Genomic DNA, 13,960 nt, shown 5'->3' with positions numbered 1-13,960 from the left:
CCTTAATTGCAAGAGAGGTAAGTTAATGACGCAAGAAAAACTGACTATCGCGTTAGTACAAGAAAAATGGCACGAAAACCCTAAAGAACATCAAGATAAGCTAGCCTCTGGGATTCATGCTGCAGCACAACAAGGAGCATCTGTAGTTTGTTTGCAAGAGCTTACGCTAAGTCCTTATTTTTGTACTCGTTCAGATGTAAATTCGACTCCATTTATGGAAGATATTCATACTGGTCCAACTGCCCAATTTGTCAGCAAAATGGCAAAGGCACATAATGTATGCATTACTGCCTCATTGTTTGAAAAAGCTGGCTATAATACTGCTGTGGCATACAGTAATAAGGGTGAGCTTATTGGCGTAACCCGAAAACAACATATCCCCAGCGGTGAAAAATACCATGAAAATTTCTATTTTAAACCCGGCGACTCCAATTACCCGGTGCATCACATCGCAGCACACAAATGGGGATTACCTACCTGTTATGATCAATGGTTTCCTGAGCTGTCACGAATTTATGGTTTAAAAGGAGCGGAAATTTTAGTTTATCCCACAGCAATAGGCGGGGAGCCCACTGCTCCGGAGATAAATACACAACCGATGTGGCAAAAAGTTATGGTTGCGCAAGGAATCATGAGTAATACATTTATCATTGCAGCCAATAGAATAGGTTGTGAAGATGGATTGGAATTTTATGGTAGCAGCTTCATTAGCACGCCTATGGGTGAAATTTTAGTGCAAGCCTCTCGCGACAAGCCTGCGGTATTAGTAGCGGAATTAGACTTTAGCCAACGCGCATTATGGGGAAGATTATTTCCTTTTGCACAACAGCGAGAGCCTTCCACCTACCATGAACTTGTAAAATCACGTTAATCCCTTTGGAATATTGATATTATGAACATCAGTGCACCATCTGAAGAAAATTTATATAACATCAACAACTGGGGTGAGGGATACTTCAGTATTAATACCAAAGGGAATATTGAAATCAGCAAGGCACCAGGTAAACCTGGTGTTGAACTGCAAGCTATTGTTAACGCGGCAAGCAGGACGGGGCTTCATTTGCCGCTTCTCATTCGTTGTTCCGATATCTTACATGACCGCGTGCACCGCATTTATGAAGCATTCTCCCAGGCCATAGAAGAAAATGAATATAAAGGCCACTACAAACTGGTTTATCCCATTAAAGTAAACCAAGAACAAAGCGTGGTTAGAGAGTTGCTGAAATCACCCAATCATTCTATAGGACTGGAAGCTGGCTCAAAACCCGAGCTCATGGCTGTAATTGGCATGCTCAGCAATCATCAAAACAGTACGATTGTTTGTAATGGTTATAAGGACAGCTATTATATACGCACCGCATTAATCGCCCAGCAAATGGGGCATAAGGTCTTTATTGTTATTGAGAAAATCTCTGAACTGGATATTATTTTAAAAGAATCTGCTCGCTTGAAAATAAAACCATCTCTTGGCGTGCGTATCCGTTTAATCACTAAAAGTGCAGGCAAATGGGAACATACTGGTGGCGTCAAATCCAAATTTGGCCTTACAGCAAAGCAGGTACTTGAGTTAATCAATCAATTAAAAGCGCACGATATGCTCGATTGTTTGCAACTGATGCATTGTCATTTAGGTTCACAAATTGCCAATATTCATGATATTCGTCATTGTATGCAAGAAGTATCTCGTTACTATGTTGAATTACGCAAATTAAATGCGCCCATAGATACGATTGATGTTGGGGGTGGGCTCAGCGTGGATTATGAAGGCACTCATTCAAACCAAGGCTGCTCCATGAACTACAGTTTGCATGAATATGCCACGCATATTCTCCTTGCAATTCAATATCTTTGCCAGGAGGCCAATGTCCCAGAGCCCAACATTATTTCAGAATCGGGAAGAGCATTAACAGCCCATCATGCAGTTTTAATTTCTGATATCAGTGATATTGAAATAATTAATAAGTCGCCCTCACTTCCAGAAATTACCGATGAAGACTCCCATGTGATTCGTGATATTTATGATACGTATCATTCAATAACAGCAAGCTCACCTATCGAGATATATAACTATGCAGAGCATTCATTGAATGAAGCCCATTCTTTGTTTAAGCATGGCGTGATTAGTTTGCAAGAAAAAGCCAAGGTAGAAGCGTTCTATACCAATATATGCATGGAGCTTAAAAAGCGGCTCAATGTAGAAAATCCTGCTGAAGAAACTTTATTAGCAAAAATCAACGAAGATATGGCAGTTAAAGTGTTCTGTAATATCTCATTCTTCCAATCGATTCCTGATGCCTGGGCTATAGGACAAATTTTTCCAATCGCACCTATTTCACAACTTACAAAAACACCAGCCATGCACAGTGTATTGCAAGATTTAACCTGTGATTCAGATGGTACTATTAAAGAATATCTTGGCAGTTCTTGCGTTAACTCAACGTTAATGCTTCCTCCATATGATAGTAATAACCCTTACTCATTGGGCTTTTTCTTGGTAGGTGCTTATCAGGAAATATTGGGTAATTTACATAATTTATTTGGGGATACCAATTCGCTGGATGTTAAACTCTTTGACGATGGACAGTTTGAACTGAATGATTTGGTGAGTGGCGATACAGTAACTAACGTTCTGAATCTCGCTCACTTTGATACTAAAAAATTAGTGCAATCCTATGAGAAACAATTAATTCATGCTGAATTACCTAAAGAGACAACGCTTTTATATTTAAATGAATTAAGAAGCATTTTTTCTCAATTAACCTATTTAGACGAAAACATTCGGAGAAGATAAGATGACACCAAAACAAAGTGGATTTTTTATGCCTGCGGAATGGCATCCACATGAGCGATGCTGGATGGCATGGCCTTGTCACCTTGAAACCTGGTCTAAGATAGGTCTACACAAAGCACGTACAGCGTATGCTCGCGTCGCCCAAGCTATAGCTCAATATGAACCAGTAACCATGTTAGTGAACCCTGGAGATGAAGAATCCGCTCAAAGCCTATGTGGCGAGGGCATTACATTATTTACTCTTCCTATCAATGACTCATGGACAAGAGATACAGGTCCTACCTTTTTATTAAATCAGAAACACCAATTAGCCGGTGTTGATTGGATCCACAATGCTTGGGGCGGTAACTATCAAGATTGTGCCCTGGATAACCAAATTGCAACAGCAATCATAAAGCAAACTCAGGCTTTATCCTTTTCCGCACCTTTGGTTATGGAAGGAGGTTCATTCCATGTAGATGGTGAAGGCACCATTTTAACGACTCGTGAATGCTTGCTGAATAAGAATCGAAATCCACAACTCACGCAGCAAGAAATTGAAAACTATCTGAATAATTTTCTGGGCGGTCAAAAAATTATTTGGTTAAATAAAGGATTATTAGGTGATGAAACGGATGGCCATATTGATGAAATTGCCTGTTTTACAGCACCAGGAAAAGTTTTATGTCTTATTACTCATGACAAAAATGACCCAAACTATTCTATGCTCCATGAGAATCTGGAAATTCTTAAATCAGCAACTGATGCGAAAGGGCGAAAGTTAGAAGTTTATACTGTAGAGCAACCCCCAGCGACTTATCTTGCTGGCGAACGATTGACCTTGTCCTATATCAATTTTTATTTGGCAAATAAAGGAATTGTCATGCCTGCTTTCGGTTATGAAAAACAAGATAAAGCAGCCTACGAATTATTCACGCACTTATATCCTGATTATCAAATTACCCAAATTGATGCACTGGATGTATTTGCAGGCGGCGGCGGGATTCATTGCATTACACAACAGCAACCGAAGACAACACACGTTACTCTTTGAGAAATTTCTTACATGCTGTTGCTCTATCTGCGCAATGACAACGGACATCAAAATACTATACTGTAACTCAAAGGGATGACACGGATTTGTCTGACAGGAAGTCAAACTAAGGGACCAGTACATAGGACGTACTTCGCTGCAAGGATGCAGCACACTACACACTCAATATATACCTACAACGCATTGTTATTTATCAATTATATCGCCTAACCATAAGCCACGTTTTTAAGCAAATGGGCATTGTTCCTGAGTAACAGATAGCCCCCTTCATTGAGTATTTATTACCTTCTCATTATTTCAAAATTGGATTTAAGATTTATTGCAGAACCATGGGTTTTTTCCTATTTTAGCGAGTATACGTTCTGCAATACCTCAAAAAACCGTATCAGAATTCGTAGGAAAGAATGCAAATGAAAGCATTGTGACCGCCGCACGTCGCTACCGCATCAATGTGTACTATTAAATTCTCCAAATTCAGGTTATTTTTTATATCGAACTTACGTGAGCTAGTACAAGCCCGCATGTATGATCATATGCTTCCTGCGCTGTGTCTGATAAGTGCCTGATTTCAGATAAAGTATCTGCAGGTAACGTTTTTAGATAAGCCAAAATTTTTATTCGCTCTTCTGCAGGGCGTTTATCGGCAGAACGAGCTATCATTTCCAAATTATCTTTTCTACCTATTTTGAATTGCATAAACATCTGCGCTTTACATTGACTTATACTGGTAACTCCATCGCCCGACAAACACGCAGTAGAAGGGGTGGTCAAAACTGCATCCATAATGCCGCCATCTTTTGTTCGCATTAAGGCAGTATTTACGTGCGTTGGGTCCACATTAGTCGTTAAACCAATAATATAAGGCCCAGTCAAGGTAGCATCGTCATGAATAGCGCCAGGAGCAATCACAAGCCCCCAACCATAGCTGACTTTAATAGAAACGATTGCATATTCATTCTCTTTGACTTTCCTTGCAACCGTATAGGATCCGCCACAAGATGGATGCAGTGGTATGGCCAGATGAGGGAAATCATTGTGCGTTTCCAGATAAACTCCACCACCCTTTGGGGTTTTAATATACTTGTCGAAATACTGGGCATGGACATCATAACGAAATAACATTAAATCGTGACTCGTTCCAAAATCAATTGAGGTGGATTCAGTTAAATGCACTAACTTCACGCCATATGCTGCTAAAAACTCGTCTGAGGCATAAAGGGCATTAATAACCGGTATACTCAATGAATCACTTGATGGCATTTGTATGGTCCCAAACCCTCCAAATGCATTGGAACTCCCATCCGTAGCGCTCGCAGGCATTTCATATTGGGTAAACCATTGTGCATTAAACAACGCTTCTTTTAATGTAACGCGAAGTGCTGGTCTTTTTGCAGGAGGTAAATCTTGAGCCGGTAAATTTGTAGCATCAATTAATTTAAACTGACCTGAATTTCCTTTTTGTGGTTCGAGTACTTGATGCAATGCACGGGCAACCATTCCCTCTGTACCATCATCTAATTTTCGGTTAACAATAGCACCACGTGCAGAGTTCTCATATTTCAGAATTTGGTCCTTGCTAAGACTACTCGCATCGATACAATGCGTTCCAGCTTCTAAAGCAGCACATATTTTTTTCGTCGACATATTGGTATATTTTTAAACATTTTGCATATTTTAATAAATAAAACTTAAGAAAATATTAATGAACTGAGATGCACTCGCAACGAGATAAGGCGATTTTTTTACGGTGTTAACCCAGGCATGTATAATGGATACATGTTAACCAACAAGAAAAAAGCATGAATCAAAGCAATTCTCTTATTAGCAAAGGCCTGTTTTTACGTCGCACTACAGACGGTTTAATAAATGAAACGATAAATTATTTTTCAGTTAGTTCAATAACTTAATGATTAATGTATTTCATTTCATGGAAACTTTCGACATATCCCAATAAACTCTTGCAAAAAAGATAGGGTCTGTAATATGGTTGCATAACTATGCGCCTAGTTTAATTAAAAGGATGAATTTTATGCGTCGCGTGCAACAACTACCTTTATATTTTTTTCTTTTTTTTATCGTTCCTATTCAATCTCTATGGGCACTCGGGTCATCCAAAACTGTTGAAAAAGCCCAATTAACCATCAGCACCGGTAAAAATGGTGTCATTTGCTCCAAGTCATTGCAAAACTGCATGATTCAAGTGAGCCAACTTCAATGCTTGCCAAGCCCAGGTACTGTTATCATTACGAATAACTCCAGAGTTCCCGCAAACAATATTCAGGCCTCTTCGACAAACGGTTTTTTTTCCCTTTATGTCCTACAAAATAATAGTTGCCCAACCTCGTTGTTACCCGGTAGAAGTTGTGCCATTTCCTTTTTTACCAATACCTCAATTGCTTTTTTCATACCTAGTGTTATGGTTAAAGGAACCAATACCAACGCCACCTTCTTTGACATGCAGGCCATACAATGCGCTCCTGCACAAACTACCATTAGTGCTCCAACGAACGCGGTTATTCCTACCAATGATTCAGTTGGTGTTGATATTACTGTAAATAATCTTACCAGTACCCCAGCGTTAAATGTCAGGCTCAATTTGCCTGCTTTCTGGAGCAATGTCACCAGCAGCACGTGTGCTGTTATTCCAGCAAACGGCTCATGTGTCATACATATCGCATCTACAGCATTAACTCCTTTCGCTCCTCAGGGAGGTATATTAGTTACTGGTGATAACGTGATCTCACCTCCTGCAATCGCCTTAGCTTTTTCTATCAATAATTTCTTAATCTATTCTGTATCACCTCCCTTTGCTAATGTCATCGCAGATACTGATTTTTCTGCTGTTCCTTGGAGCACAGTCAATATGAACATACCTGGAATTACGGAAGCCTCTACAAATCCTCCCGATAATTGTAATGGTGCCACTAATGGATTCTGTAATACCCAGGAAATAACAAGTTTTGATCCCATGGCTATTGCCGCCGGTAACTGCTATTTTGAATCACTTCCTATGGCTGCTTGGTATCTACCTTCTATTTGCGAACTGGGTACTTCAGGTAGTGCGGGTTGCCCTGCTAATGCCTCAACAATTTTTAACTTATTTAGTTTAGGATTTACTGCAGGATTATCTGGGCAGTATTGGAGTTCTACTGAATCCAGCGCTAATCCCGCTAATAATGCATGGTTTCTGAATTTTTCTAATCAGGGTCTTCAAGGAATTACTAGTAAAGGAAGCTCATTGAATGTTCGCTGTGTCCGTTCAATTTTACTAAGTTAAGAAAAATAAAAGGCCTGCTAGAAATAGAAACCGATGAAAACGGCAGGCCTGATTGAGCAACTGTTTACTTGAATGGCTGGGTTGAGCGTAAATTGTGAGAAGATTTTTCTAAGCAGGTGTAGCCTACATCAATGTGTGAGCAGAGAAATTTTCTCACAAAATGAGAAAAATGCAGCCGCTCCCTGATTGAGGCTGAACAGGTATATATAAAATAGATTTGGAAGTTATGCAGATGTCGCGTGATCACTAAAATAATAGGATCACGCAAGAAATTTTTAGACGTCTATATTTTCTGCCTCTAAGGCATTATATTCAATAAACTCTCTTCTAGGCTCAACGTTATCACCCATTAATGTAGTGAAAATGGCATCAGCAGCAACAGCATCTTCAATACTGACTTGCAGCATACGGCGAACCGCTGGATCCATCGTTGTCTCCCAGAGTTGATTGGGATTCATTTCTCCCAGACCTTTGTAACGCTGAATAGCCTGGCCTTTTTTCGCTTCCTCCATGAGCCAGTATAAGGCTTGCTCGAAGTTTTCTACTACTAACTCCTTGTCACCTCGTTTGATATAAGCCCCTTCTTCTACCAGACTTGCCAATTTGGATCCTAGATTTACCAATTCTTTATAGTCTTTTGAATAGAAGAATTCAGCATTCATGGGGATGTCATTTTCCATCCCATGCTGTGTAACAATTATTTGCGGTATAAATTGATTCGTATCCTCTATTGTATGTACCACAACTTGGTATTGTTCTGTCTTGCTTCCAAGCTGTTGCAAGCTTAAATGCAACTGTTTACACCAATTAGCTATTTTTTCTTGCTGATTAAAATCATCATTTTGTAAAATAGGTAAATAGGCAACACGCTTCAGTATATCTGCTGGATATCTTCTTTTATAACGTTTAATAATTTTTTCAACACGTCGATACTGCTGTACTAACTCTTCTAGGGCTAAAGAGGTAATTGGAGGCGTATCTTTTCCTGGATAAAATGCAGCTCCATCCAAAGCACTTTGTGTTAAATATTCAAACAATGCCTCATCATCTTTTACATATTGCTCTTGTTTTCCACGCTTCACTTTATACAAAGGTGGCTGAGCGATATAAATGTAACCACGCTCCAATAACTCAGGTGTTTGTCTGTAAAAGAAGGTAAGTAATAAAGTTCTAATGTGTGATCCGTCAACATCAGCATCCGTCATAATGATAATACGATGATAGCGAACTTTATCCGGATCATATTCATCTGGCCCTATGCCACAGCCTAAAGCAGTAATAAGAGTAGCAACCTCTTGAGATGCAAGCATCTTATCAAAACGTGCTTTTTCAACATTCAATATCTTTCCCTTGAGCGGCAAAATTGCTTGGAACTTTCTATCTCGCCCTTGTTTTGCTGAGCCACCCGCTGAATCTCCTTCTACCAGATAGAGCTCAGACAATGCTGGGTCTTTTTCTTGACAATCAGCAAGTTTTCCAGGCAAACCAGCAATATCTAGTGCCCCCTTACGGCGAGTCATTTCTCGAGCACGGCGCGCTGCTTCTCTTGCGCGTGCAGCATCGATTATTTTACCAACAATTGCTTTTGCGCTGGATGGATTTTCCAAGAGGAAATCATTGAATTTTTCAGCAACACTGGACTCAACGACTGATTTTACTTCCGAAGAAACTAACTTATCCTTTGTTTGTGAAGAGAACTTGGGATCAGGTACTTTAACAGAAAGCACTGCGGTTAATCCTTCTCGAGCATCATCACCTGTTGGAGATACTTTAGCTTTTTTAGCATAACCTTCACTTTCGATGTAGTTATTTAAAGTTCTTGTTAATGCAGCTCTGAACCCAGCCATATGTGTTCCGCCGTCACGCTGAGGGATATTATTTGTAAAGCAATAAAGTGTTTCTTGATAAGAATCATTCCACTGCATAGACAGTTCAACAACAATGTTATCTTTTTCAGCGGTCATAGAAAAAACGGTGGGCATAATAGTATTTTTATTTTTATTGAGATGCTCCACAAATGCCGTGATTCCACCTTCATAATGAAAAGTGTCTTGCCTTTGGGATCTCTCATCGAATAAATGGATGCAAACACCTGAATTTAAATAAGATAATTCTCTTAGCCGTTTTGCTAAAATATCATAGTGAAACTCAATATTAGAAAACGTTTCGGCACTTGGTTTAAACCAAATTTGAGTTCCGGTTGTCGATGCATCTCCTGTTTCTGCCATTGGCGCATCTGGAACTCCATTACGGTAATGTTGCTCATGGATTTTACCATGACGACGTACGGTTAAATGTAATTCCTCGGATAAGGCATTAACTACAGAAACACCCACTCCATGCAAACCACCCGATACTTTATAAGAATTATCATCAAATTTACCACCGGCGTGAAGCACTGTCATAATCACTTCAGCAGCGGATCGCCCTTCTTCTTTATGAATATCGACGGGTATCCCTCGTCCATCATCTTTTACAGTAATTGACTCATCGGTATGAATGGTAACAAATATCTCTTTGCAATGGCCCGCCAGTGCTTCGTCTATAGAGTTATCAACAACTTCAAAAACCATGTGATGCAGGCCAGTGCCATCATCTGTATCACCAATATACATCCCTGGTCTTTTTCTTACTGCATCTAAACCCTTTAGGACTTTAATATTATTTGAATCATAACTGGCATCAACGCTCATTAGTGGTCCTCTTAACCCTATTGTGGTGTTCTAAATACTTTATCATAGCATATTTTGTCCTATGTTTATATCTCATTAGGGAACTTTAAGCTTAGCCTGAACTGGTCATAGTTGCTCTAAGAATATGGATTATGGCCTATTGAAAACTCGCTGAACTGAGCCTACTTGGGCGTGATTTTAGGAGTACCGGTAAAGTATGTTGAATAACCGAACACATATAACTCCATCATTGTAACTGCTCAGGCAGTTTTAAGCTTAGTTAAACGAAAAATATGTTGAAAATGCATGGTATACATCAATATGAGCTTTATCAGGGTATTTTTTCATTCAAGATGAGCCAAATATGGCTTTTCTGCTATAGAATACTAATTACGTAGCATGTAATGGCAGAATGGCCTCCCCCTAGTCTACTTCATACATAGCAGTTTGTTTCACGTGAAACATTATTTCTGCTTTAAAGTACCTTCAATAATTTGATAAATGAAATGTTCTTGACTGGATATAGCAGAAATAAACTGAGATGGGTCGGTAGTGGACGTAATAACATATTGACCTTTTCTTTTCGCCAAATATTCCATTAGTTTTATTTGATGTTCTTCATCTAGCTCAGCAGGCAAATCATCAATCAAGTACAAACAATCCTGCTGAAGTAAATTTGCCTGCGCCAATCGTAAGGAAATCAAAATTATCTTTTGTTGACCACGTGACAAAATCTGTTTGGCTTTATTTTGATTTATTTCAATCACAATATCAGCTTGATGGGCTCCAAATTGTGTGTATGTTTTTTGCAGATCACTGGTAAAGCACTCAGATAAAATGTCTTCTAATTCTTTACCAGAGTTTTTTTTATCCCAGCCCTTATAATACGTTATCTTACAGTCAAGGTGACTTAATTCACTTAAAACAGTAATAAACATTTGCTCCCATTGCTTAAAATATTCTTCTCTGAGTAAATGAAGTTGAGTTGCAAGCTGACTTAATTGCTTATCCCAGGGAATAAACTGTACGTGTGACGCATGCTGTTTCAAAAGTGCATTGCGTTGTTTAAGGACTCTTCTATATTCTTTCCATAAAGCATGATAATTATGTTTCACGTGAAACAATCCCCAGTCCAATAAACTACGTCGTTCCGATGGACCCGCATCAATGATTTGAAAAATATCAGCATAAAAAATCTGACAAGGTAAAGCATAAGCCAGTTGGCTGGTAGTAGAGCAAAATTGATTGTTCAGCTTAATTTGAGTTGGTTCAGAATAAGATTTTTGAATGCTGATCGTCTCCTCCAGCTGAGAACGAGCAAATACAGTTAAAGAGGGTTGTTCATATGAAATAATTGGCGAGATTTCACGAGATCGAAAAGAATGGCCACAACTTAAAAGATAGAGTCCTTCAAGGATAGAAGTTTTGCCGCTTCCATTTGGCCCAAATATAAAATTAAATCGAGGGCTTAACCCAAGATGTACCGATGAAATATTTCGCAAGTGATGAATTTTTAATTCGGAAAGGATCATATTTTCATGGGCATAATAATATATTGATAATTATCATCATCTAATGACTCAATTAAAATACTGCTATCCGTATTCGATAAGGACAAGCGAATTGTTCCCTCCCCAAAGTGCGAAAGCACATCAAGTAAGTAAGTTGCATTCAAACCAATTTTTAATTCATCACCCTGAGTCTCAGCAGTTAGAGATTCAACAGCCTCCTCCTGCTCGTTATTGTTGGCAATTAAAGTAAGCAGACCAGGTTGTAAATGAAGCATAACCGCTCTCGACTTTTCATGAGCTAAAATAACAATCCGCGATAAAGAACGCTTAAAAACAGAACAGTCGATAATAATCTGTTTATCTTGATTTTTTGGAATCGCCTTGGAATAAGGAGGAAAACGCGCCTCAATTAATTTCGATAAAAATATAAACTGACGAGATACTAATTTAAAATGTGATTTACCTGCTGCCAATAAAACTTCTTCATCATCAATACCATTAAGAAGTCGTAACAATTCCTGAATTCCCTTTTTAGGCAATAACAATTTTTTCTCGCTGGTGTTAGAACACGGATGACGACAAATCGCCATTCGATGTCCATCAGTTGCAACTGCAGAAATAAGATTCGGTTCAAAATCAAGAAACAAGCCATTGAGGAAAACACGTACATCGTGTTGCGCCATGGCAAAATGAGTTGATTGCAACAACTTTAATAAAACCAAGCGAGGAACAGTTAACTCAACTTCATTACATTCATCTTCACTTAAAGGATAACTCTCTGCAGGTAAAGTCGTTAACTTAAATGAACTACGCCCTTGTTTAATGGTTAAAAGCCCATTATCAACGATAACATTTGGATTGGTTTCATCATCTAAAGAGCGAATAATATCGATAAATTTCTTTGCAGGTACGGTAATACTGCCAGAATGCTGCCCAGATTCGCAAGCAACTTGCGCAGAAATTTCAATTTCTAAATCGGTAGCAGTTATATTCAACAAATCATCCGCTAACTTAAAATAAAAATTTGACAAAATAGCTAAAGATTGTTTTTTGTCTACAGCACCTGCCACTGTTAGCAAAGGAGCAAGTAAATCTTCTTTTTTAATAGTGAATTCAAACAAGATAGAACTCCATATGAACTTTAAGAATAAAATAACAAATAAATCGCTTCATCTAATTCATGTACAACATGGCTACCCTAGCGGAATGATTTATTAATAGACAAAACTAAAAAACTATCTTCCCAGAATAAACATATGGGTTAATAAGGCGTATTACACTATTTTTACAGCACTAAGAAGATAAAATACGCATTAAATTTTTATAATCCTCGGCAAAATCACTGTCATCCTGAATCAATTCCTTAACCTTCCTGCATGCGTGAATAACCGTTGTATGATCACGGCCGCCAAAATGATCACCAATTTCAGGCAAACTGTGATTCGTTAACTCTTTACTTAAGGCCATAGCCATTTGTCGAGGTCGAGCAATAGAACGACTGCGTCTTTTTGATAAAATATCAGCCACTTTGACTTTATAGTACTCAGCAACAGTTTTTTGAATATTTTCTATAGTGACTAATTTATCTTGCAGCGCTAAAAGATCACGCAACGCTTCATGAACAAACTCGATAGTAATTGGCTTACCTGTAAAATGTGCATTAGCAATAACTCTGCGTAATGCGCCTTCAAGTTCTCTTACGTTAGAGCGAATACGTTTTGCGATAAAAAATGCAACCTCATAAGGCAATTCGATATTCGATTGTTCTGCCTTACTAATTAAAATAGCAACTCGCGTTTCCAACTCAGGAGGCTCAACAGCAACGGTTAGTCCCCAGCCAAATCGGGATTTCAAACGTTCTTCCATGCCTTCAATTTCTTTTGGATAACGATCACTGGTTAAAATAATTTGCTGCTGTCCTTCCAATAAAGCGTTAAAGGTATGGAAAAACTCTTCTTGTGATCTATCCTTACCAGCAAAAAACTGTATATCATCAATAAGCAATGCATTTAAGGAGCGGTAAAAGCGTTTAAATTCATTAATTGAATTCGTCTGGATCGCTTTAACCATATCGGCAACAAAACGTTCAGAATGCAAATAAAGTATTTTAGCATCAGGATTATTCTTTAAGATGGCATTTCCAATAGCATGCATCAGATGCGTTTTTCCTAAACCTACCCCACCATAAATAAATAAAGGATTGTAGGCATCGCCGGGTCGTTCAGCCACTTGCATTGAAGCCGCACGAGCAAGTTGGTTGGAGTTACCCTCAACAAAGCTTTCAAAAATAAATTTTTTATTTAAGTGGCTGCTCTTATAATCAACAGCCTTTTTCGGTAAAGCCTTACTTGCATTAGAACTGACTGAAGGAGATGTATTCACTTCAGAAGAAAATGAACCAGAAGAACTTGAATCTGAGTCTGTGCTGGAAGTTTTACTGCCAATTTCAATGGAAATTGATTTAATCTCGTCACCACAAAACTGCTTAATCAACTCTTCGATTCGAGAAAAGAAATGCTTTTTAACCCAGTCAACAACAAATCGATTAGGTGCAAATAAAATGAAACGCTGCTCATCTGTATGAGCCTGTAAAGGGCGCAACCAGGTATTAAATTGTTGCGCAGAATATTCATCTTGTAAGAGACCTAAACATTTTTGCCAAACAGATGCTGACAC

9 protein-coding genes are annotated in these 13,960 nt (G+C 38.6%); 4 read left to right on the top strand and 5 right to left on the bottom strand.

Features of this window, described 5'->3' with window-relative positions:
* Positions 1 to 25 precede the first annotated feature (25 nt).
* The 3 genes from DY223_RS00045 to DY223_RS00035 are packed head-to-tail and all read left to right on the top strand — an operon-like array spanning position 26 to position 3,824.
* On the top strand, positions 26 to 871 hold the full coding sequence (locus DY223_RS00045; RefSeq protein ID WP_058459570.1) for a carbon-nitrogen hydrolase: 846 nt from the start codon (positions 26 to 28) through the stop codon (positions 869 to 871).
* A gap of 21 nt (positions 872 to 892) precedes the next feature.
* Positions 893 to 2,791, top strand: a complete 1,899-nt coding sequence (gene speA / locus DY223_RS00040; protein ID WP_058459571.1) for a biosynthetic arginine decarboxylase — start codon at positions 893 to 895, stop codon at positions 2,789 to 2,791.
* 1 nt (position 2,792) lies between these two features.
* Positions 2,793 to 3,824, top strand: coding sequence for an agmatine deiminase family protein (locus DY223_RS00035; protein ID WP_058459572.1), 1,032 nt, complete (start codon positions 2,793 to 2,795; stop codon positions 3,822 to 3,824).
* A 486-nt stretch (positions 3,825 to 4,310) separates the two neighbouring features.
* Here the strand turns inward: DY223_RS00035 and DY223_RS00030 are convergent, their stop codons facing one another.
* On the bottom strand, positions 4,311 to 5,468 hold the full coding sequence (locus DY223_RS00030) for a hypothetical protein (RefSeq protein WP_058459573.1): 1,158 nt from the start codon (positions 5,466 to 5,468) through the stop codon (positions 4,311 to 4,313).
* A 385-nt stretch (positions 5,469 to 5,853) separates the two neighbouring features.
* Between DY223_RS00030 and DY223_RS00025 the strand changes: the two genes are divergently transcribed.
* On the top strand, positions 5,854 to 7,101 hold the full coding sequence (locus DY223_RS00025) for an Lcl C-terminal domain-containing protein (RefSeq protein WP_058459574.1): 1,248 nt from the start codon (positions 5,854 to 5,856) through the stop codon (positions 7,099 to 7,101).
* Between the two features lie 275 nt (positions 7,102 to 7,376).
* On the opposite strand, the gene gyrB is transcribed toward DY223_RS00025, so the two are convergent.
* The 4 genes from gyrB to dnaA form a co-directional block, all read right to left on the bottom strand.
* Positions 7,377 to 9,794, bottom strand: a complete 2,418-nt coding sequence (gene gyrB / locus DY223_RS00020; protein ID WP_058459575.1) for a DNA topoisomerase (ATP-hydrolyzing) subunit B — start codon at positions 9,792 to 9,794, stop codon at positions 7,377 to 7,379.
* Between the two features lie 443 nt (positions 9,795 to 10,237).
* Entirely contained in the window at positions 10,238 to 11,305 is a 1,068-nt protein-coding gene (recF, locus tag DY223_RS00015; protein ID WP_058459576.1) for a DNA replication/repair protein RecF, read from the bottom strand.
* Positions 11,302 to 12,405 carry a DNA polymerase III subunit beta gene (gene dnaN / locus DY223_RS00010; RefSeq protein ID WP_058459577.1) on the bottom strand — a complete coding sequence of 368 codons (1,104 nt, stop codon included), beginning with the start codon at positions 12,403 to 12,405 and terminating at the stop codon, positions 11,302 to 11,304. Before dnaN ends, recF begins: the two co-directional genes overlap by 4 nt.
* 172 nt (positions 12,406 to 12,577) lie before the next feature.
* On the bottom strand, positions 12,578 to 13,960 hold a 1,383-nt coding region (gene dnaA / locus DY223_RS00005; protein ID WP_476703182.1), incomplete at its 5' end, for a chromosomal replication initiator protein DnaA.

The sequence above is a fragment of the Legionella bozemanae genome, from assembly GCF_900450575.1.
GTDB classification, from domain to species: Bacteria; Pseudomonadota; Gammaproteobacteria; order Legionellales; family Legionellaceae; genus Legionella; species Legionella bozemanae.
Note: the sequence above shows the minus strand (reverse complement) of the source record. Positions and strands in the feature narration are given on the sequence as shown.

What these genes read in the sequence shown, in the direction of transcription:
- DY223_RS00035 (WP_058459572.1), top strand. Translation starts at nt 2,793, where the DNA reads ATGACACCAAAACAAAGTGGATTTTTTATGCCTGCGGAATGGCATCCA.
- recF (WP_058459576.1), bottom strand. Translation starts at nt 11,305, where the DNA reads ATGATCCTTTCCGAATTAAAAATTCATCACTTGCGAAATATTTCATCG.
- DY223_RS00025 (WP_058459574.1), top strand. Translation starts at nt 5,854, where the DNA reads ATGCGTCGCGTGCAACAACTACCTTTATATTTTTTTCTTTTTTTTATC.
- gyrB (WP_058459575.1), bottom strand. Translation starts at nt 9,794, where the DNA reads ATGAGCGTTGATGCCAGTTATGATTCAAATAATATTAAAGTCCTAAAG.
- DY223_RS00045 (WP_058459570.1), top strand. Translation starts at nt 26, where the DNA reads ATGACGCAAGAAAAACTGACTATCGCGTTAGTACAAGAAAAATGGCAC.
- speA (WP_058459571.1), top strand. Translation starts at nt 893, where the DNA reads ATGAACATCAGTGCACCATCTGAAGAAAATTTATATAACATCAACAAC.
- DY223_RS00030 (WP_058459573.1), bottom strand. Translation starts at nt 5,468, where the DNA reads ATGTCGACGAAAAAAATATGTGCTGCTTTAGAAGCTGGAACGCATTGT.